A 22,656-nucleotide genomic window follows, 5' to 3' on the forward strand; every position below is an offset into this window, starting at 1 on the left:
TCGGTGCCCGGTCCATCAGAGCCATCACGAGGGACGGGATGTCCAGCACCCCATCGAATCTGCCGGTCGCGTCGGTGCGACGCGACCTGTTCTCCACCTGCGCGCAGGCGCCCTCGGGGCGCTGGCGGCGCACGCTGGGCAGGCTTGCCGTACCGCTGGCGGGGCTGCTGCTCGCCGCGGGCGCGCACGCGGTGCCGCAGATATCGAGCCTGGTCCACGACCCCGACATTCTTCCCGCCGGCGGCACGGTCACCAGCACGGTCACCATCGCCGACTCCGACAGCCTGCCGATCGGCGCGCCGGGCGCCTCGTTCACCTACACGATTCCCGCCAACGCCATCTACATGGGCACCTCCGCGGTCCCTTCCGGCACCTGCACCGCCGACGTGGCCGTGGGTTCGGCCGGACAGGGCACGCTGACCTGCTCGGGCATCACGCTCGCGGCCAACGAGCGGCTCGACTTCAAGGTGCTGCTGCGCACGCAGACGCAGGGCACGCTGACCGTGACCGCCGAGCCCAGCGGCGGCGGCGCCAGCGAGACCAAGGCCATCACCGTCAACCAGGGCGCCGACGTGGCCGTGGCCATCAGTGCGCCCGTCACCGCGCCGAGCGGCTCGACGGTGCCGATCGTCTTCACGGTCACCAACAACGGCCCGGACACCAGCACCGGCTCGACGCTGACCTATCCCATTCCCACGGGCCTGACGGTCTCCAACACCAACCTGCCGTCCGGCTGCTCGGTCAGCGGGAGCCAGCTGACCTGCAACGTGCCGGCCACGCCGGCAACGGCTGGCAGCAACACGCGCACCTTCAGCATCAACGGCGTGGTCACCGCGGGCGCGGGCTCCACCATCACGCACCAGCCGGCCGTGGCGCCGGCGGGCTCCGTGGGCGACGGCGTTTCCACCAACAACAGCGCCACGGCCAACACAACCGTGACCGCGGGCTACGTGCTGGCGCTCGCCAAGAGCCATGACGGCGGCCAGGTGCTGGTCGGCCAGCGCTTCAACTTCAAGCTGAGCCCCAGCTTCAGCGGCAGCCCGCCCACCGGCGTGACGCTGACCGACACCATTCCCGCCAACTTCGCGATCCAGACGCAGATCAACCCGCCCGCCGGCTGGAGCTGCTCCGTCAGCGGCCAGACGGTGAGCTGCACGCGCAGCAACATCGGCGGCAACAACGGCGCCAGCGTGGCGCTCGGCGACATCCTGGTGCCGGTCATCGCCATGACTGCCGGCACCGGCGTCGTCAACGAAGCCACGGTGAACGCGACGGGCCCCATCGTCAGTTCGGCCACCGGCAGCGTGCCGGTCGACGTGGCGCCTTCTTCCGCCGACTTCCGCGCCGACAAGCGCCGCAGCTGGCCGCAGAACAACGTGCCGCTGGGCCAGGCCTTCGACTACCAGGTCGGCAGCACCAACCTGGGCGGCACGCGCCTGCTGGCGGGAAGCACCATCCAGCTGGTGGACGACGTGCCTGCCGGCGTGCAGATCAACAGCGTCACGCAGCGCGACGGCTACACCTGCACGGTGACCAAGGGCGGCGCCACCGTCGTGCCCACGCCCGCCGTGCCCGTGCCCGGCCCCGCGACGGTGACCTGCACGCGCACGCTCACGGCCGACATCGGCGTGGACCAGTCGAACGGCAGCAGCGCGCGCAACGGCGGCTACATCATCGTGAACGCCACCATCCCGGCGCTGCCGCCGGCTGGCGGCCAGGTCGTCAACACCATGTGCGTGAACGTGGCGCTGCCCGCCGCCGCGCCCACGCTCGGCGCCGACCCCGACGCCAACACCGGCAACGACTGCACGAGCCTGGGCACCGGCGTGAACGACAACGCCACCGCCGCCGACGTGCGAGTGCTCAAGCGCGTGGTGGGCATCGGCGACAGCGCCGGCAACCGCCAGATCGCGGGCCAGGACGTCACGTGGCAGATCGAGGTGGTGAACGACGGGCCCTCCGAGGCGCAGAGCGTCGTCGTCACCGACACCTTCGCGCAGGTGATCGGCGCCGGCAGCGTCTCGCAGACGGCCAACGCCGGCACCTTCAGCGGTACCTGTGCGCTGCCTGCAAACGGCGGCGGCTTCGGCAACGCCTCGCTCTCCGGTTGCACGCTGTCGACCCTGCCGGTCTGCCGCGCCAGCACCGACCCCGCCAGCGCCTTGCCGCTGTGCCCGGTCATCCAGGTCGTCGCCCGGCACTACGGTGACGGCGCATCGGCCAACGACCACGGCTTCCAGATCAACAACACGGCGCGCGCCGTGGCGGCCACGCCGGCCGACCCCAACCTGGCCAACAACGACGGCAGCACCACCGCCTACCTGACCGCGCGCAGCGACGTGACGGTAACCAAGTCGGCCAGCCCCGGCTCGGTGCCGGTCGGCCAGCTGCTCACCTACACGCTCACGGCCCGCAACCAGAGCCTGGCGCAGGGCAGCCTCAGCCGCGCCTACGACGTGCACGTGGTCGACACGCTGCCGGCCGGGCTGATGTTCATCTCGGCCGACGCCTCGGGCGGCGGCAGCTGCACCACCAAGCCCAGCACCACGCAACCCACCGGCACCACCAACAACCAGCTCGAGTGCGCCTGGACCTCGCTCGACCGCAACGTGCAGCAGACCGTCACGGTGCGCGTGCGTCCGCTGTACGTGCTCAACGGCACCACGGTGACCAACAACGTGCACATCTCCACGGCAACGCCGGAGCTCAGCACGGCCAACAACGATGCATCGGTGCCGGCCACGATCACCGCGCCGGTGTACGACCTGGTGGTCACCAAGCGCGACGACGTCGATCCCGTGAACGTGGGCGACGACGTGGGCTACACCATCACGGTGTCGAACAACAGCGCGTCGACCGCGGAAGACGTGCACATGATCGACCTCCTGCCGCTGCCCGGCCCCAACGGCGAGGCAGCGCCCACGCTGGTGTCGGTGAGCATCCCGGCGGATGCGCCGGCAGGCACCAGCTTCGCGCTGGCCGGCGGCGCGGCCATCGGCTCGGCCGGCGGACAGGTGGTGTTCACCATTCCGACGCTCGGCGGCGCCGGCGCCACCGCTACCGGCGACATCAATTCGCTGCAGTTCCGCGTGGTGCTGCGCGGCGTGTCGCGCGGTACGTTCCAGAACAACGCCAAGGTCGATTTCTTCGACGCCGCGCGCAACGTCTACGACGCGGTGCAGGGCAACAACACGGTGGCCGAGAACACCACCTTCCGCTTCAAGGCCGACGTGCAGGTGGTCTCGAAGGCGGCCGTGGTCAAGGGCACCAGCACGCCGCTGACTACCGCGTCGTCGGGCCAGCCCTTCGACTGGTTCGTGCAGCTGCGCAACAACGGCCCCGACAGCGCCGAGACCACCAGCTTCACCGACACGCTGCCCGCGGCCCTGGTGCTGGACGGCACGCCCGTGTTCACCGTGACCAGCGGCAGCTTCACGCCCGCGGCGCCCACCTGCACCGGCGCCTCCGGCGGCACGGCGGTAACTTGCGCGATCACCTCGATGCCCGCCAACGGCACCGCCACCGTGCGCATTCCGGTGCGCTTCGCGAGCGGCAATCCGCCGGCCAACGGCACGGACATCGTCAACCGCGCGCACATCGTCACCACCGGCTCGGGCGACACCAACGGCGGCGCCGACCCCAACGCCGGCAACAACTTCAACGAAGGCCGGGTCACGGTGCAGAACAGCGCGCTGTCCGGCCGCGTGTATGAAGACCTGAACGGCAACGGCCAGGTCGATGCCGACGAGTCCGGCATCGCCGGCGTCACCATGCGCCTGACCGGCACCGACTACCTGGGCAATGCCGTTCTGCTCACCACCACCACGGACGGCAACGGCAACTGGGGCTTCACCGTGCCCGCCGGCACCTACAACGTGGTCGAGGACCAGCCCGCCGCGTACCTGCCGGGCATCACCCGCGCGGGGAGCGTCAGCGGCGCGGGCAGCGCGCAAGGCAGCGTGCCCACCGGCGGCGCGGGCGTCACCAGCGGCCCGAACGGCTCCAACGCCAACCGCATCGACAACATCGTGCTGGGCACGGGCGGCACCTCGTCGGCCAACAACTTCGGCGAAGTGCGCGCGTCCAGCCTGGCCGGCCGCGTCTACCAGGACGCCGACTACAGCAACGCCGCGAGCGCGGGCGACCCCGGCATCGCAGGCGTGACCGTGACGCTCACCGGCACCGACATGTTCGGCAATGCGGTGTCGAAGACCACCACCACGGCCACCGGCACCGGCAACTACGCCTTCGCCAATCTCACGCCCGGCAACTACACGCTGACCGAAACCCAGCCCGCGGGCTTCGCCGACGGCAGCGACGCGGCCGGCACGGCCGGTGGCACGCTGGGCAACGACGTGGTGAGCGCCATCGCCTTGCGCTCCAACGTCAACGCCACCGGCTACGACTTCGGCGAACTGCTCAGCCGCATCAGCGTGCGCGTGTTCGTCGATGCCAACAACGACGGCGTGCCGCAGGCAGGCGACACCGGCATCCCGAACGTGGAACTGCGCCTCACGGGCACCGACGCCGCGGGCAACCCGGTGAACATCGTCGCGGTGGCCACCGGCACCGTCGGCGGCTACGAGTTCCGCAACGTGCCGCCTTCGGGCGCCGGCGGCTACACCATCACCGAGACGCAGCCGGCCAACTATGCGCCGGGCAAGGCCAACAACAACGCACTGCCCGGCACGCCGCAGGCCGGCGGCAACGCCATCACCGGCGTGACCGTCTCGGGCACCAACGTGCCGCTGGTGCAGGGCGAGTACTACTTCGGCGAGCTGCTGCCGGGCGGCATCTCGGGCCGCGTGTACTACGACCGCAACGGCAACGGCGCGCAGAACGCGCCGGGCGAGCCGGGCATCGCGGGCGTGACCATCACGCTCACGGGCACCGACGTCAACGGCCAGAGCGTCACGCGCACCACCACCACCGACGCCAGCGGCGACTACAGCTTCCCGAACCTCGCGCCCGGCAGCTACACCGTGACCGAGACGCGCCCGCAGGGCTACGAGCCCGGCATCACGCGCGCAGGCAACGTCAGCGGCGCGGGCAGCACGGCGGGCAGCGTGCCCACCGGCGGCAGCGGCGTGAGCAACGGGCCCAACGGCTCGACCGCCAACGTGATCCAGAACATCGTGCTCGGCGCGGTGGGCGCGGGCTCGGCCGGCAACAACTTCTCGGCCGTGAAGCCCGCGAGCCTGGCCGGCTACGTGTATGCCGACGTGGCGCCGTCGAACGGCGTGCGCGACAGCGGCGAGCCCGGCATCGCCGGCACCACGGTGCGCGTCACCGGCACCGACTTCCTGGGCAATGCCGTGGACCGCACGGTGCAGACCGGCGCCGACGGCGGCTACCTGTTCGACAAGCTCGTGCCCGGCACCTACCAGGTCGACGAGACGCAGCCCGCCGGCGTGGCCGACGGCCCCGAGTCGCTCGGCACCGTGAACGGCGCTGCGCGCGGCGTGGCCAACCCGGGCAACGTGAACGACCGTTTCGGCGGCATCGCGCTGGTGTCGGAAGACGTTGGCATCGACTACAACTTCGGCGAGCGCGGCGGCCAGATCGCGGGCTGGGTGTACGTCGACAACAACAACGACGGCGTGCGCCAGGCCGGCGAGCCCGGCATTGCCGGCGTCACGCTCACGCTGACCGGCCGCTCGGCCAGCGGCCTGGCGGTGAACGCCTCCGTGGTCACCGACGCCACCGGCCGCTACGTCTTCACCGGCCTGCTGCCGGCCGACGCCGCGGGCTACACCATCCGCGAGACGCAGCCCGTGACCTATGCCGACGGCCTGGACGCCGTGGGCACGCTCGACGGCGTGCCCAGCGGCACGCTGGGCAACGACGTCATCGGCGCCATCGCGTACCGCGGCGGCAACGGCGACAACTACAACTTCGGCGAGCGCGGCGCATCGCTGGCGGGCACCGTCTACAACGACGCCAACCGCAACGGCACGCGCGAGCCGCAGGACCTGCCCATTCCGGGCGTCACCATCACGCTCACCGGCACCGACGCGGCGGGCCAGCCGGTGACGCGCACCGCCGTCACCGATGCCAACGGCCGCTACGAGCTGCCCGGCCTGCCACTGCCCGGCAGCGGCGGCTACACCGTCACCGAGACGCAGCCCGCCGGCTACGAGGACGGCATCGCCGTGCCCGGCACCCTGGGCGGCACCGCGCAGGGCCCGAACCAGATCCGCGTGAACATCACGGGGCTCGACGCGCGCGGCACCGGCTACGACTTCACCGAGCACAGCAGCCAGCCCGCCTCGCTCACCGGCAACGTGTGGTTCGACCAGAACCACAACCGCAGCCGCGATTCGGGCGAAGGCAACGGCGAAGGCTGGACCGTGGAGCTGCTGCGCTGCGCCGACGGCGGCAACGCCTGCGCCGAGAACGCGGCCACCGTGCTCTACAGCGTGACCACCGCGGCCGACGGCGGCTACCGCTTCGGCGACCTCGTGCCCGGCGAATACCGCGTGCGCTTCCGCTCGCCCGACGGCCGCTACGTGGGCGGCGTGTGGCCGACCGACGCATCGCAGAACGGCGCCGGCGGCCCGTACCCCACGCCCTCGCCGAGCGATCCGCGCTTCACCATCAAGGTGCGCGTGAACCCCGGCGCCAACGTGCAGAAGCAGGACTTGCCGTACGACCCGGGCGGCGTGGTGTACGACAGCGTCAGCGGCACGCCCGTGCCCGGCGCCGTGGTGCGGCTGGTGGGCCCGCCCGGCTTCGATCCGGCGCAGCACCTGTTCGACGGCCGCGACAGCTACACGACCGGCCCGTCGGGCTACTACGACTTCTTCGTGCTGCCGGGCGCACCGGCCGGCGAGTACCGCCTGGTGGTGACGCCGCCTGGCAACTACCTGCCGTCGTCGATCTACCCGGCGGCCGCCGGCGCGCTGGGCACGCAGTCGTGCTCGCCGCCGCCCAACGGCCCGGCGCCCTCGCAGACCAACCCCTGCGTGGTGAGCCCCGGCGCGGCGCTGGTGCCGGGCGCGGGCTACTACATGGTGTTCCAGATGCCGGGCGGCGGCGGCCAGCACGTGGTGGCCAACAATATCCCGCTGGACCCGTCGGACGCCACGCTCATCGAGCTGCGCAAGACCACCTCGAAGCTCACCGTGAAGAAGGGCGAGCTGCTGCCGTACCGCATCACGGCGCGCAACACGCGCGGCAACCCCGTGCCGGGCGTGGCCGTGGTCGACACGCTGCCGCCGGGCTTCCGCTACGTGCCGGGCTCGCTCACCGTGCGCAGCCTGCCGGGTGGCGTGGCGCTGCCGGTGGTGCCGCAGCTCAACGGCCGCCAGCTGGTGGTGCCCGGGCAGAACTTCGCGCCCAACGAGACCAAGGAATACCTGATGGTCGCGGGCGTGGGGGTCGGCGTGGGCGAGGGCGAGTTCGTCAACCAGGTCGTCGCCACGCAGGGCGTGGGCGGCCGCACCTTGTCGAACCTGGCCACCGCCACCGTGCGCGTGGTGCCAGACGCGCTGTTCGACTGCACCGACGTGATCGGCAAGGTCTACGACGACAAAAACGCCAACGGCTACCAGGACGACGGCGAGCCCGGCATCGCGAACGTGCGCATCGCCACCGTCAACGGCGTGCTGGTGACCACCGACGCCGAGGGCCGCTACCACATCGCCTGCGCCGCCATTCCGAAGGAAGGCACCGGCAGCAACCTGGTGCTGAAGCTCGACGAGCGCACGCTGCCCTCGGGCTATCGCACCACCAGCGAGAACCCGGCGGCCGAGCGCGCCACGCGCGGCAAGGTGCTGAAGATCAACTTCGGCGCCACCGTGCACCGCGTGGTGCGGCTCGCGCTGCAGGGCGCGGCCTTCGAGGACGGCGGCGCCGCGCTGCGCGCCGGCTTCGTGCCCGAGCTCGACCGCACGGTGAGCGTGCTGGCGGAGAAGACATCGGTGCTGCGGCTGGCCTACCGCGCCGCGCCCGGCGAGCCCGCATCGCTCGGCCGCCAGCGCACCGACGCGGTGAAGGCCGCGGTGCTCGCGCGCTGGAAGCAGCTGGGCGAGCAGCGCGCCCGCGCCGACGGCAACGCGCCGCCGCTGTTCAACCTCGACGTCGAGGTCGAACTGGTGCCCGCCGCCACGCCGGAGGGCGGCAAGCCATGAACCGCCCCTTCGCACAGAACCCGAGCCAGCGAGCCGACATGAAAAGAAAGCTACCCAAGCGCATCGCCCTCGCAGGCGCCGTCACCGCCGCCTGCATGGGCATGGGGCTCGCGGCCGCGCAGGAGTCGGCCGTGCGCGGCCGCATGCACGACCAGGCCGCGGCCGACCCGCGCGCCGTGGACATCGACGGCGCGCGCCACCTGCCGCGCAGCAGCGAGCGCGAACTGCCCAAGGCCACCTTCGTGCTGGGCGACGCGAGCGCGCCGGCAGCTGCCGCGGGCCCGACGCCGCCGCCCGTGCCGGGCGCCGAGCGCAGCGACACCGGAGTGCCGCATTTCGAATCGGGCGCCGACGGGCTCGCGCCGGCCGACCGCGCGCAGCTCGACCGCATCGCCGCGCAGGTGAAAGGGCGCGACGGCCTGCGCTTCGAGATCGTCGGCCACACCGACACCCAGGCGCTGAGCGCGAGGTCGCGCGAACGCTTCGCCGACAACCATGCGCTGGGGCTGGCGCGCGCGCAGCAGGTGGCGCGCTACCTCACGCAGCGCCTGGGCCTGCCCGAAGACGCGGCGGCCGCTTCCTCGCGCGGACCCGACGCACCCGTGGCCACGCCCGCCACCGACCCCGCCAACTGGGCCGCCAACCGCCGCGTCGAAGTGCGCGTGTACTGGCGCGATGCGCCCGTGGCCGTCGCGCCCGCGCCGGCGGCGGCCGACCCCGGCGTGTGCCGCACCTTCACCGCCTTCGGCACCGACGACGCGCCGCTGCGCCTGAGCGTGGACGGCCAGCTGCTCACGGCCGACGGCAAGGCCGCGGCCGGCGACGGCACCAACAGCGCCGACCGCCAGCGCTGCGTCGACGTGCAGCTCGAGCGCAACCAGCTGCGCCTGCAGCACGACAACCTTTCCCAGCCGCGCCGCCTGAGCGCCAGCGCCTGGCCCACCACCGTGGTGGCCGGCGACACCGTGCGCTTCGCCGGCTACAGCAACTACCTGCTGTTCACTTCGAAGGCCGAGCTGCGCGTGTTCACCGCCAACGAGGCGATGCAGCGCCGTCTGGTCGCGACCGTGCCGCTGGACGCCGCGTTGCGCGGCGAATGGCAGGTGCCCGAGGGCTTGCTGAACCGCGTCGCCGAAGGAGCGAGCGGCAAGCTGTACTACCGCGTCCGCGTGTACGACCGTCAGGGCCGCTTCGACGAGACCGACGATCTCTCGCTCACGCTGGCGCAGCGCCACAGGCCCGAGACCGGCACGCCGCCCGACCCGGCGCGCGAGCTGCTGCGCGGCTACGGCATGAACAACATCGCCATCGCCAACATTCCGCTGAGCGCAGGCACGGTCACCGCCAGCGGCGCGGCCATCCGCCCCGGCGAGACGGTGCGCGCGCTGGGCTTCGCGGTGCCGGTGGACGAGAGCGGGCGCTTCGTGTTCCAGCAGCTGGTGCCGCGCCGCGTGCAGACCGGCGAGATCTCGGTCACCGACGCGCAGGGCGCCACGCGCGCCTACCGCCGCGACTTCGAGCTGCCCGCGAGCGACTGGTTCTTCGTCGGGCAGGCCGACCTCACGGTGGGCAGCAACAGCGTGAGCGGCCCGGCCGCGATCATGACCAACGACAAGAACCGCTACGGCGGCGGCGGCTGGAGCGAAGGCCGCATCGCCGGCTATGCCAAGGGCCAGCTCAACGACCGCTGGACGCTGACGGCCAGCGTCGACACCGAGGAACGCCCGCTCAAGGAACTGTTCCGCAACCTCGACCGCAAGGACCCGACCTCGCTGTTCCGCCGCTTCGACCCCGAGGACTCGTGGACCACCTTCGGCGACGACTCCACCGCCATCCAGGACGCGCCCACGCAGGGCCGCTTCTACCTGCGCGTGGACGACGGCCGCTCGCAGGCGATGTGGGGCAACTTCAAGCTCAACTTCGGCGACACCGAACTCACCCGCGTGAGCCGCGGCCTCTACGGCTTCCATGGCCGCTACCTGGGCGAGGAGTCGACCTCTTTCGGCGAGGCGCGGCTGAAGATCGACGCCTTCGCGGCCGAGCCCGGCACGCTGGCCGCGCGCGAGGAATTCCGCGGCACCGGCGGCTCGCTCTACTACCTGCGCAACCAGGACATCACGCGCGGCGCCGAGCGCGTGACGCTGGAAATCCGCGACAAGGATTCCGGCTTCGTGCTCAAGCGCACGCAGCTCGTGCCGAGCTCCGACTACGAGATCGACTACCTGCAGGGCCGCGTGCTGCTGTCGGCGCCGCTGCCCAGCCTGTCCGACGACGGCTCGCTGGTGCGCGCCGGCGGCTTCACCGGCATGCCGACCTACCTGGTGGTGGACTACGAATACACGCCGCTCACCACCTCGCTCGACACGCTCGCCGTGGGCGGCCGTGTCTCCTGGTGGGCCAACGACCACGTGGGCGTGGGCGTGACCGCGTCGCGCCAGGACCAGATCGGCGGCGACCAGCGCCTGGCCGGCGCCGACCTCACGCTGCGCAAGACCGAGAACACCTACTTCAAGGGCGAGTTCGCGCGCAGCAAGGGCCCGGGCACCGGCCAGCTCGACTCGATGGACGGCGGCTTCAGCTTCACCGGGCGCAACGGCGCGGTCGGCAACACGCTGGGCAACGGCCCCACCGGCAGCGCCAGCGCCTGGCGCCTGGAAGGCCAGGCCGACCTGGGCGACTTCGACATCCGCGGCGGCGGGCGCGTGAGCGCCTATGCGCAGTCGCGCGACGCCGGCTTCTCCGCGCCGGGCCAGTACGCGAGCAACGCCACGCGCCAGTTCGGCGTGCAGGCCACCGTGCCCTTCGGCGAGAAGGCCGAGAACGGCGAGCTGCGCCTGAAGGCCGACCGCCGCGACGAGCGCGACGGCTACAACAGCAGCGTGTTCGACGCACAGTATTCGCTGGCCTTGACGCCCGAGTGGAAGCTGGGCCTGGGCCTGCGGTACGACGAAAAGACCGGCGACGCGCTCATCACCAGCCCTTCGCTGCCGACCACGCAGGCGGTGTCCGGCGAGCGCGCCGATGCCGCCGTGCAGCTCGAATACACCGGCAGCGACCGCTGGAGCGCCTACGGCTTCACGCAGAAGACGCTGCGGCGCACCGGCACGCGGCTGGAGAACGACCGCCTGGGCTTCGGCGGGCGCTACCGCGTCAGCGACAAGCTGGCGCTGCGCGGCGAGCTCTCCACCGGCGACGGCGGCTTCGCGGGCAAGGCCGGCGTCGACTACCAGTACGACGACCGCTCCAACCTCTACATGACCTACGTGTCCGACACCGGCCGCACCGACGAGAACCTCATCGGCCGCGGCGGCACCCTGGTGACGGGCGTGCGCTCGCGCGTGGGCGACGGCCTCACGATGTTCACCGAGCACCGCCAGGCCACCGGCACGCAGCCGGGCCTCACGCATGCCTACGGCGTGCAGTACGCGCCGGACACGCGCTGGACCTTCGGCGTGAACTTCGAGAACGGCTGGGTCGGCGCCGAGACGCTGGGCGCCACGCGGCGCGAGGCCGTCGCCTTCACCACCGGCTACTCGAGCGAGCGCCTGAAGTACAGCGGCGGCCTGGAGTACCGCAAGGACCGCACGACTTCCGAGACCCGCACCAGCTGGCTGCTGAAGAACTCATTCACCTGGAAGGTGGACGACGACTCGCGCTGGCTCGGCAAGTTCAACTGGGCCGACAGCGACAGCAGCACCGGCGTGCTGGCCGCGGCCAAGTACACGGAGGCCATGCTCGGCTACGCGCTGCGCCCCGCGTTCAACGACCGGCTGAACCTGCTGTTCAAGTACACCTTCCTGTACGACCTGTCGTCGCCGGGGCAGGTGGTGTCGAGCGGCGTCGATTCGAGCCTGGGCACGGTGTCGACCACCGCCGTCGACTACCAGCAGCGCAGCCACGTGTTCGCCATCGACGCCACCTGGGACCTCAACGAGCGCTGGACGCTGGGCGGCAAGTACGCCTGGCGGCGCGGCGACCTGCGCGCGAGCCGCGACAGCTCGGCGCCGTGGTTCAAGAGCTCGGCCGAACTCGCGGTGCTGCGCGTCGACTGGAAGCTGGTGCGCAACTGGGACTGGATGGTCGAGTGGCGCTCGCTGCGCGCCAGGGAACTGCAGGACCGCAAGAACGGCTGGGTCACGGCGGCGTACTACCACGTCAACGAGAACCTGAAGGTGGGCGTGGGCTACAACTTCACCGACTACTCGGACAACCTCACCGACATGAGCTACCGCAGCAAGGGCTGGTTCCTGAACGTGCTCGGCAAGTTCTGAGCGGCAGGGGCCGAGGGGCCTCAGCGCGCCGTGGCGCGGCGCAGCGCCGCGTGCGCGAGCAGGCGCGTGGAGTCGAGCGTGGGCAGCGCGGAGTTGCCGTCGTTCAGCACCAGCGGCAGCTCGGTGCAGCCGAGCGCGACGGCATCGCAGCCGCGCGCCTTCAGCGCTTCGATCATCTGCTGGAGCACCGCCGTCGACTCGGGGCGGAACACGCCGCACACCAGCTCGTCCATGATGATGCGGCCGACTTCCGCGCGCTCCGCGGCATCGAGCCGCACGGCGGCGAGGCCCGCGTCCGCCAGCGCCTGCGGATAGACCTCGCTGTCGACCAGCCAGCGCGTGCCCAGCACGCCCACGCGGCGAAAGCCGCGCGACGCGGCTTCCGCCGCCGCCACTTCGGCAATGTGCAGCCAGGGCAGCGGCGATTGCGGCAGCACGCGGTGCATCGCCTGGTGGATCGTGTTGTCGGGGCAGATCAGGAAGTCGGCGCCGGCTGCCGCGAGCTTGTGCGCGGAGGACAGCATCAGTTGCGCCACGCCGTCGATGTCGCCGCGGTCGAGGCAGTCGACATAGCTGGCGAGCGAGTGCGTGTGCACCGAGACCTCCGGGTGCGCATGCGGCTGCCCGAGGTAGCGCGCGCCTTCCACGCACAGCGTGCGATAGCACAGCGCCGCGCCTTCGGCCGAGCAGCCGACCACGCCGATGTGCAAAGTGTCTATAGCCATCTTGTCTCCAGTGAAGCAGGAAGAAATACGGGGAAGCAGTGTCGCAGCCGGCCTCAGCCCAGGCGGTCGGAGCGCAGCCGCTGGCGCTCGTCGGTCATCGAGCGCGCCGCCATGTAGACCGAGCCCGCCGCCGCCAGGCCGCCCGCGCCGGTCAGCAGGAACAGCAGCAGGATCTGGTACTTGGCGGCTTCCACCGGGTCCATGCCGGCCAGCAGCTGGCCGGTCATGATGCCAGGCAGGGTGATGACGCCGGCGGCCGACATCTGGTTGATGATCGGGATCATCCCGCGCCGTATCGACGAGCGCGTGAGCTCCGACAGCGCCTCGTGGATGGTCGCGCCCAGCGCCAGTTGCGCCTCGATGCGCGCGCGCCCGGTGGTCACGCCCTCGAAGAAGCTGTCCAGGCCCAGGCTCGCGGAATTGAGCACGCTGCCCAGCACGATGCCCATGAGCGGTATCGCATAGCGCGGGTCGTACCAGGGCTGCGGGCGGATCGCTGTCATGAGCGCCAGCACCACGGTCGCCACGCTCGATATGCCCACGGCCGCCGCGCCGATGCGGAAGTTGCCGCCGCGCGCCAGCCGGTGCGACGGGCGCACCGCCACTTCGCGCGCCGCAGCGAGGATCATCAGCACGACGATGGTGAGGGTGACAGTCGGCGACGCCGCGCTGAACACGAAGCGCAGCACCAGCCCCACCAGCAGCAGTTGCACCACCATGCGCGCCGCCGCCCACAGCACCTGGCGGTGCAGCCGCAGGTGCAGCGCCAGCGAGGCGCCGGCGTTCAGCAGCACCAGCAGCGTGGCCAGCATCAGGTCGGTGGCGTCGAGGTGGATGGTGGCGTTCACGGCATGCTCCTCAACTGGCCGTCCGCCATCTCGAAGCGGCGCTGGCCGATGCGCGCGGCCTGCTCGCGCGAGTGTGTGACCATCAGGATCGTCAGGCCCTGCGCCAGCCGGCGGGCCAGCAGTGCCTCGACGACCAGCGTCGATTCGGTGTCCAGCGACGCGGTGGGCTCGTCGAGCAGCAGCACCGCGGGCTCGCGCGCGAGCGAGCGCAGCAGCGCCAGGCGCTGGCGCTCGCCGGTCGAGAGGCGGGGGATCTCGGTGTCGAGCAGGCCGGGGGAAAGGCCGATCTCTTCCATCCAGCCGCCGAGCCGGGCATGGGTGTCGTCGGGGAAATGCGCGGCCACGGTGGGCGCCCACCATGCGGGCTCCGCCGCCTGGTAGACCACGCGCCGGCGCCATTGGGGGCCGCTCAGTGTCTTGCGCCCGATGCCGTCGAGGGTGACGGTGCCTTCGCCGGGGTCGAGGTCGGCCACCAGCCGCAGGAAAACGCTCTTGCCGGAGCCCGACTTGCCGAGGATGCAGATGCACTCGCCGCGCGCGGCGCTCAGGTCGATGGCGCCTGCGCCGCGCGTGCGCAGGTTCCTGATCTGCAGGAAGGGGAGGTTGGGTTCCATCGTGCGGTCGCCGGAGCCATCCATGGCCGGCGTTTGCCGCCGAGTATGAATGCTCCGGCCGGGACCGGCACGAGGAACAGGCGGGCACCCGCGGGTGCCCTGTGCCGCTTCAGAACGAGAACGATGCGGTCAGCGAAGCCGAGCGGCCCGCGCCAACGGTCGCGTAGTGCGACGCATAGGCCTTGTCGAAGTAGTACTTGTTGGTCAGGTTCTGGACGTTCAGCTGCAGGCTGAGGTTCTTGTTGACCACGTAGCTCACCATCGCGTCGTACTTCACGTAGGAAGGAATCCACTTCGTGTTGTTGACGTTGCCGTACTGCTTGCTCACGTAGGTGGCGCCGCCGCCGATCGTGAGGCCGGGCATCACGGTGTAGGTGGTCCACAGCGTCGCGCTGTCCTTCGGCGTGTTCGGGAACATGTTGCCGTTGAACGGCGAGGCGACGTACGTCGTGCCCGACAGCGTGTAGCCGTTGTCCGTGAGCTTGGCGTTCAGGTGCGTGTAGCCGCCGAACACCTGCCAGTCGCGGGTGATGCTGCCGGCCACGCCGAACTCGATGCCTTCCACGCGCTTCTTGCCGACGTTCTGCGTCGAGCCGTCGGCCGCAACCACGCGGGCGTTCTTCATGTCGGTGCGGAAGATCGCCGAGGTCAGCACCAGGCGGCGGTCCAGCACTTCCCACTTGGTGCCGAGTTCGAGGCTGCGGCTTTCCTGCGGCTTCAGGTTGCGGATGGCCGCGCTGATGCCGTCGGCGCCGTCGCCGCCGTCGGTGCCGGGCGGAGTCGACGAGGTGCCGTAGGACACGTAGATGCTGCCGTTGGGCGCCGGCTTGTAGACCGCGCCGACCTGGTAGTTCAGGAACGAGGCCTTGTTCTCGAGCTCGATGCCCGGGACCATGCGGCCGGCGGGCACGGACACGCTGGTCGAGCCGCTCAGGGCATTGCTGGGCACGGAGGCCGTGGTCGCGATCGGCGCGATGTAGGCCGGCGTGACCGCGCGCGTCTTGTAGTCGTCCCAGCGCAGGCCGAGGTTCAGCGACCACTGCGGGTTGAACTCGATGGTGTCGAAGGCGTAGACCGAACTGGTGGTGGTCTTCACTTCGGTCACCGCCGGCGACCTGGTGATGGCGCCGGTCCACGGGTCGTACGGCGTCGGGCTGAGCGCCGAGGTGCAGTTGAAGTTGCTGCGGATGCCCGAGCCCACGGCGCAGTTCAGGCCGCTCACGCCCGTTCGCGGGTAGGTCTCGAAACCGGTCTTCGCGTCCTGCAGGAACAGGTAGTTGCCCTTGGTGGTGGCTTCCTTGCCCAGCTCGATGCCGGTGGTGAAGCTGTGCTTGATGCCGGCGGTCTCGAACTTGCCGGTCAGGCTGGTCTGGTTGACCAGCGACTCGGAGTCGGACGCGCGGTTGTTGGGCCGGCGCCAGACGTTGCCGTTGACCAGGAAGTTGCCGCGGCTGTCGTCGGGCTGGGACCAGATGTAGTCGTTGGTCGAGGTGCTCGAGCGCGTGACGTTGCGCAGCACCAGGCCGCCGCCGAAGTCGTGCTTCACGTCGACGGTGCCGGCGTCGACCTTGGTGCGCTGGTAGTCGCGGCCCACCAGGCCGTAGTAGGTGCCGCGCGGCACCGAAATGGGCTGGCCGTCGCCGTTGCGGTTCAGGTACACGCCCGAGGTGAACGGGTTGTTGAAGGGGATGCCCGAGTCGGGCAGGTCGTTGGTCTCGTAGTGGTAGTAGCTCAGCGTGACCTGCGTCGGCGAGTTCATGCCGAAGGTCACGCTCGGCGCCACGCCCCAGCGCTTGACGTTGACCGGACCGCGCCCGGCGATGTCCGACTTGAAGTTCATCAGGTTCAGGCGGGCCGCGACGCTGTCGGAGATCTTGCGGTTGATGTCCAGCGTCTCGCGCTGGTAGGAATCGGTGCCCAGGCCGATGGTGCCGCTGAAGAAGTTCTCGGCTTGCGGCGCCTTGCTGATGATGTTCACCGAGCCGCCGGCCGAGCCGCGTCCGCCGAACGCGGAACTCGGGCCCTTCACGACCTCGACCGACTCCACGTTGAAGATTTCGCGCGTCTGGGCCGCGCCGTCGCGCAAGCCGTCCACGTAGGTGTCGCTCTGCGCATCGAAGCCGCGGATGAAGGGGCGGTCGCCCACCGGGTTGCCGCCTTCGCCGGCGCCGAAGGTGATGCCGGGCGTGGTGCGCAGCGCGTCGACCAGCGTGGTCGCGCCGGTCTGGCGGATCACTTCCTGCGGGATGACGGTGACCGACTTGGGCGTGTCCAGCAGCGGCGCCGTGAACTTGGGCGAGGCCGATTTCTCGACCTTGTAGTCGGTCGAGGCTTCGACGCGGACTTCGTTCAGCGTGCCCTGGGCATGCGCGGACACCGAGCCGATGGCGACCAGTGTGGCGGTGGTGGCCATGCGGCCAGAAAGGTAACGCGCAGGCGAATGCTTGCGGCTCTTGACGTAGTTCATAGTCCTCTGAGAGTTGTTGTCGGCCGTGTCTCTTGCTTGGCCGCCTGGACGAACGCCTGGCTGGCTGCACGCTGGGCTTTTCACAAAGGAGAAACATGCGTCACGGCTGCGCGAATGGTAATAACTCTCAATAGCAATGGACTGTAATCTTTACCTTTCGTATGCAATAAAACTGGAACTTTGTCGCTAGACTGCTACATAGCGGCGCCGCGCGGTGCGCTGGCGGTTCAGCGCACCAACAGCTTCATCATCCGCGCGAAGGTCTTGCCGTACGGCGGCTTGAGCAGCCCCGCGCCGTTGAACGCCGACTGCCGGAAGATCGGCTTCAGCTTGGAGAAGGTCTCGAAGCCGTACTCCCCGTGGTACGCGCCCATGCCGCTCGCGCCGACGCCGCCGAAGGGCAGGTCGTCCTGCGCGATGTGCAGCAGCGTGTCGTTGATGGACACGCCGCCCGACACGGTCTGGCGCATCACCTGGTCGATGGTCGCGCCGTTCTTCTCGAACAGGTAGAGCGCGAGCGGGCGCGGATGCGCGTTGACGTAGGCGATGGCTTCGTCGATGCCGGCGTAGGGCAGCACCGGCAGCAGCGGGCCGAAGATCTCTTCGCGCATCACGCGCATGCCGTCTTTCACGCCGGTCAGCAGCACCGGCGGAAAGCGGCGCGTGGCGGCATCGGGCGCGGTGTCGGACAGCGGCACGGCCGCGGCGCCTTCCTGCTGGGCGGTGGCCGCCAGCTCCTGCAGCCGCGCGAAGTGGCGCGGGCTCACGATGCTGGTGTAGTCGGTGTTGCCGTTGCCCAGGTCCGGGTACATCGACGCGAACACGCGCCGCGCGCTGTCGGCAAAGCGCTGCTGCTGGCCCTCGGGCACCAGCACGTAGTCGGGCGCGATGCAGGTCTGGCCCGCGTTCAGCGTCTTGCCCACGAGGATGCGTTCCACCGCCTTGTCGAAGTCGGCCCCGGGCCCGATGATCGCCGGCGACTTGCCGCCCAGCTCCAGCGTCACCGGCGTGAGGTTGTCGCTGGCCGCGCGCATCACGTGGTGGCCCACGGCGGTCGAGCCGGTGAAGAGCAGGTGGTCGAAGGGCAGGGCGGAGAACTCGCGCGCGGCCTCTGCGTCGCCGTTGACCACGGCGATCTCGTCGGGCGCGAAGGCCTTGGCCACCAGCGCCGCGAACAGCTCGGCGAAGCGCGGCGTGAACTCCGACTGCTTCACCATCACGCGGTTGCCCGCCGCCAGCGCGGCCGTCATCGGTCCCACGGCCAGGTACAGCGGGTAGTTCCACGGCACCACGATGCCGACCACGCCCAGCGGCTGCGGCATGATCTTCGACGACGCGGGCTTGAACCACAGGCCGGTCGAGCGGCGGCGCACCCGCATCCAGTGCCTGCCGTGGCGCAGGGCGTGCGCGATGCCCTCGAGCGCCGGGAACACCTCGGCCAGCTCGGTCTCTTGAAACGCACGGTGGTGGAAGTCGGCGCTGATGGCGGCGGCGATCTTTTCGCGGTTGTCCTTCACCAGCGCGCGCAGGCGCTGCAGGCGGTCGGCGCGTTCGGGCCACGGCGGCGTCTGGGCGCGCAGGCTGGCGGCGCGCATGGCGTCGAAGGTCTGTCGCATGTCTTGTCTCATGGATCCTCGCGTGGGTTCTGCCCGTGTGTCGTCGATGCACCGGCCCGCGATCTTGCACCTTGCCGCCGCGCCGGTCACCTTCTCCCGGTCGGCACTGTGCCCGAGATCGCTCGCGAAAGCACCTGCCGCGTCAGCCGGCCTTGCCGGCGCGCGCCGTCTTCCTGCCGCTGGCCTCGGCCCGCGTGGTGCTCGCGGCGGCCGAGGCGCTGGCGCTGTTCGCCTGCTCGACCCACGACAAGGTGTCGACGTACGACATGAAGTGGTTCAGGTACTCCGGCGACAGGTCGCGCATCAGCGTGAGCGCGCGGTGCACCAGGTGGTGCGAGTTGAGCGGCCCCGCGTTCTCCGGCACCTTGGCCAGCGACTGCGTGAGCCGCAGGTCGGCGCTGAGCTTCGACCAGGTGCTGCGGAAGTAGCGCAGCGTCTTCAGTTCCAGCGCGGGCGACTGGCCGGGCGCGGCGTCGGCGGGCACCGCCTGCATGCCGGCGGGGAGGGGCGAATTCTGGGCGGCGTGGTCGACCAGTTCCGCGAGGGCGCTGCGTTCGCGCGGCTGCTGCCGTGCATCCTGCGGCCCGTCCGCTGCGGCTGCCGCACGGGCGGCCGCCATGTCCTTGCCATACGCAGCGAGCAACGTGGCCACGCGCTCGTCGAGCAGGCGGCGCGCCTCGCCCTCGTGCGTGTCCGCGCGCCGGGCCAGTGCCTCGATGAAGCGGAAGCGCACCGGGTCGAAGCGGTGGTCGCCGCGCGCAATCCACGCCTGGACCGCCGCCACGTTGCCGGCGCTGACTTCCTCCTGGCTATTCACGGCGCTTCGCGTTGGCGGTGCCGGCGGAAGACGGCCGCGGCGTCGGCGCCATCTCCACGCGCCGGTTCTTCGAGCGTCCCTCGGCATCGGCATTCGACGCCACCGCCTGCTCGGAGCCGAAGGCCGCCGCGAACACCGACGACGACGGCATGCCTTCCTCGATCAGCGCGCGCGTCACCGTGAGCGCGCGCTGGGCCGACAGCTCCCAGTTGTCCGCGAAGCGTCGCGCGTCGCCGCGCATCTGCCGGTCGTCGGTGAAGCCGCTGACCATCAGGATCTCGTCGCGGCTGCCCAGGTAGGCGGCCAGCGGCGCCGACAGGCTCTTGAGCAACTGCCGCCCCTCGGGCTGTAGGTCGGCGGAATTGAAGGCGAACAGCACATTGCCGCTGATGCCGATGCGGCCGTTGTTCAGCGTCACGCGGCCGGCCGCGAGCGGGCCCGCCAGCGCCTGTTCGAGCTGCTCGCGGCGCTGCGCCTCGGCGCGCCGCTGCTGCACTTCGGTTTCCAGTTTGGACGCAAGCTCCATCTGCATGCCCAGCGCACACACCAGAATCAGCACGAACGCGCCGAGCAGCCCCGACATCAGGTCGCCGAAGACGGCCCACACGGGCACGCCCGGCTCCAGGCCGCTTTCGTCGATGTCGTCGCGCATCACGCCTCGCTGCCCACCGCGGCCTGCCGGCTGGCGAGCTGCTGCAGGTCTTCGACGATCTGCTTCTGCGACATGATGCTCAGGTCGATGACCTCGCGCGCCTGCGCCACGTAATAGGCCAGCTGTTCGTCGCTGCGCGCGATCGACTTGCCGAGCGCGGCCTCGATGCGCTGCAGCTGCGCGCCCATCTTGTCGTTCGACTGGCTGAACATCTGCACCGCCAGGCCGAAGGCCTCGCCCATGCTCGCCACCTCGGCCGCGCCGCCGGTGATCTGCGCGGCAATGCCGGTCATCTTGCCGGTCTCGGCCTCGACCTGTTCGGTGAAGCGGCCGCCCACGCGCTCCAGCACCTCGGCCGATGCGGCCACCAGCGAGTCGACCGCCGCGCGCTGCTCGGTGGAGGCATGGTTGACCGCGTCGAGCAGCGTGGAAAGCGTCTCGAGGATGCGGCTGCGTTCTTCCAGCATCGCGTTGTCGCGCGCCATGCTGTCCGACAGCTTCTGGCGCAGCTCGGCGACCACTTCGGCCGCCGCGCGCGGGGCCTCGGAGGCGGCCTGCAGCAGCTGGGCGATCTCGGCGACGGTGGCCTTGGCGTGCGCGTCGGTCTGCGACGACATCTCGCGCGCGGTCTGCGCCACCTGTTCGAGCAGCTCGTGCTGCCGGCTCGCGGACTGCGCGCCGGCCTGCTGCCATTCTTCCTTCAGCGAGTCGGCCATCGATGCGAGCGACTGCGTCCATGCAGAGAGGCGCTGCTCGTCGCGCGAGGAAATCTGCGAGATGGCGTCAAGCAGTTGCTGCTGCTGGCCGGTGGTGTGGGCGCCGGCCTGCTGCCATTCTTCCTTGAGCGCCGCGGCCATCGATGCGAGCGATTGGGTCCAGGCAGAGAGGCGCTGTTCGTCGCGCGACGAAATCTGCGCGATCGAATCGAGCAGCAGCTGCTGCTGGCCGGTCGCATGCACGCCGGCCTGCTGCCATTCTTCCCTGAGCGCCGCCGCCATCGCAGCCAGCGACTGCGTCCACGCAGCGAGCTTCTGTTCGTCGCGCGACGACACCTGCGAGATCGTGTCGAGCAGGTGCTGCTGCCGGCCTGCCGCATGGGTGCCGGCCTGTTGCCATTCTTCCTTCAGGGCTGCCGCCATCGCCGCCAGCGATTGCGTCCACACGGCCAGCCGTTGTTCGTCGCGCGCCGCGATGTCGGTCTGCACTTCGGCATGCGCCTGGCCCACGGTGCGAAGCAGCGAGGCCGAGTGCTGTTCGAAGGTGGCGGCGGCGGCGGTCAGCGCCTGCTGCGAATCGGCCGAGAGCTTCTCGCTCACGCGCTGGTGCTCGGCGAGCGCGCCGCTCCAGGTGTGCGAGACGCTGCCCACGGTGCGTTCGAGCTGCGCGGCAACGTTGTCGACCAGCGCGGCCGAGCGCTGCGCGAAGGTTTCGGCAAAGCGGTCGTGCGAGCCGCGCACTTCGCCGGAGAGGGCTTCGCTCGTCTGCCGGTGTTCGGCCAGCGCGGCTTGCCAGGTGTCGGCCACGCCGGCCGTGGTGGCCGCGAAGCGGCTCGACAAGCCTTCGAGCTGCTGCTGCACGGTCTGCGAGAGCGTGCCGTGCAGCGCGGCGGTCTCGCGCGCGATGGCCGCCATGGTGGCCTCGACCACCGGCTGGATCGCCGCGCCGGCGATGCGCGCGCTCTCGGTCAGGCTCTGGCGCAGCGACTGGTCGACGGAAGTGGCAAGACCGGCGTACACCGCCTCGGCCTTGCCGTGGAAGCTGTCCTGGCTGCTGATGAGGCGGTCGTTCTGCGCCTGGCTCTGCTGCGCCAGCGCGGCCATCATGGCCTGCAGCTGGCCGACCAGCTCGGGCATGGCCAGCGCCTGCTGCTGCAGCAGCTTGAACGATTCCTCGCGCTGGTGGACCTGCGAGAACACGCGCAGCGTGGTCGCGATCTTGCTGTCGAGCAGTTGGCCGGCCTGCAGCCGCTCGCGCCGGCACAGCGCCGACATCAGGCCCAGCATCGCCGAGGCGGCCACGCCCGCCACCGAAGTGCCGAAGGCCAGCCCCAGGCCCTTCACCGGTGCCGAGAGCGACGAGCGCACGGCCTGCAGGTCGGTCGCGCTGTCGAGCGCAAGGCCGGTGCCGTTGAGCGTGACCACCATGCCCAGGAAGGTGCCGAGCATGCCCAGCAGCACCAGGAAGCCGGCCAGGTAGGGCGTGAGGGCGGGGCCGGGCAGGCCGACGCGCTCGCCCTCGATGCGCAGGCGCACCGCGTTCTGCAGCGAGGCGGGCAGGCGGGAGAGCCAGGCGCCGAGGCTGGCGGGCGCTTCGGACAGTTCGGCCACGGCGCGCGACAGGGTGTCGGTGGCTTGCTGGAAACGGCGCAGTTCGAGCGCGCCCATCAGATAGAACGCAGCGACGAGCGCTGTGACGGCCAGCGCCAGCGGGTTCGCGCCGACGTAGCCGACGGCGACCCAGCCCACGACGGCCAAGCCCGCTGCGAACACAGCGTGAGGAAGAAATCTGGTCATG

10 protein-coding genes are annotated in these 22,656 nt (G+C 70.7%); 2 read left to right on the top strand and 8 right to left on the bottom strand.

Annotation, left to right across the window (positions count from 1 at the left end; translation table 11 throughout):
• Positions 1-38 precede the first annotated feature (38 nt).
• Together WIX39_RS07640 and WIX39_RS07645 are read left to right on the top strand one after the other, a co-directional pair.
• On the top strand, positions 39-8,132 hold the full coding sequence (locus WIX39_RS07640) for an SdrD B-like domain-containing protein (protein WP_409194783.1): 8,094 nt from the start codon (positions 39-41) through the stop codon (positions 8,130-8,132).
• A gap of 38 nt (positions 8,133-8,170) precedes the next feature.
• Entirely contained in the window at positions 8,171-12,403 is a 4,233-nt protein-coding gene (locus WIX39_RS07645; protein WP_409194784.1) for an OmpA family protein, read from the top strand.
• A 20-nt stretch (positions 12,404-12,423) separates the two neighbouring features.
• Here WIX39_RS07645 and WIX39_RS07650 read toward each other — a convergent pair whose 3' ends face one another.
• From WIX39_RS07650 to WIX39_RS07685, 8 genes are all read right to left on the bottom strand, one after another.
• Positions 12,424-13,128 carry an aspartate/glutamate racemase family protein gene (locus tag WIX39_RS07650; protein ID WP_409194785.1) on the bottom strand — a complete coding sequence of 235 codons (705 nt, stop codon included), beginning with the start codon at positions 13,126-13,128 and terminating at the stop codon, positions 12,424-12,426.
• Positions 13,129-13,181: 53 nt separating this feature from the next.
• A complete protein-coding gene (locus WIX39_RS07655; RefSeq protein WP_409196329.1) occupies positions 13,182-13,940 on the bottom strand; it encodes an ABC transporter permease in 759 nt (252 codons plus the stop codon).
• A gap of 32 nt (positions 13,941-13,972) precedes the next feature.
• Entirely contained in the window at positions 13,973-14,590 is a 618-nt protein-coding gene (locus WIX39_RS07660; RefSeq protein ID WP_409194786.1) for an ABC transporter ATP-binding protein, read from the bottom strand.
• Between the two features lie 109 nt (positions 14,591-14,699).
• Positions 14,700-17,003, bottom strand: coding sequence for a TonB-dependent receptor (locus WIX39_RS07665; protein WP_275892589.1), 2,304 nt, complete (start codon positions 17,001-17,003; stop codon positions 14,700-14,702).
• A 281-nt stretch (positions 17,004-17,284) separates the two neighbouring features.
• Positions 17,285-18,673: a coniferyl aldehyde dehydrogenase gene (locus WIX39_RS07670; RefSeq protein ID WP_409194787.1), complete on the bottom strand. Its 1,389-nt coding sequence runs from the start codon at positions 18,671-18,673 to the stop codon at positions 17,285-17,287.
• Between the two features lie 142 nt (positions 18,674-18,815).
• Positions 18,816-19,490 carry a DUF2894 domain-containing protein gene (locus WIX39_RS07675; RefSeq protein ID WP_409194788.1) on the bottom strand — a complete coding sequence of 225 codons (675 nt, stop codon included), beginning with the start codon at positions 19,488-19,490 and terminating at the stop codon, positions 18,816-18,818.
• A complete protein-coding gene (locus WIX39_RS07680; protein ID WP_409194789.1) occupies positions 19,483-20,142 on the bottom strand; it encodes an OmpA family protein in 660 nt (219 codons plus the stop codon). Before WIX39_RS07680 ends, WIX39_RS07675 begins: the two co-directional genes overlap by 8 nt.
• Positions 20,142-22,655, bottom strand: coding sequence for a DUF802 domain-containing protein (locus WIX39_RS07685; protein ID WP_409194790.1), 2,514 nt, complete (start codon positions 22,653-22,655; stop codon positions 20,142-20,144). The genes WIX39_RS07680 and WIX39_RS07685 overlap by 1 nt, the downstream gene beginning before the upstream one ends.
• Position 22,656: the final 1 nt, after the last annotated feature.

The organism is Variovorax sp. AB1(2024) (assembly GCF_037482385.2).
Lineage (GTDB): Bacteria > Pseudomonadota > Gammaproteobacteria > Burkholderiales > Burkholderiaceae_C > Variovorax.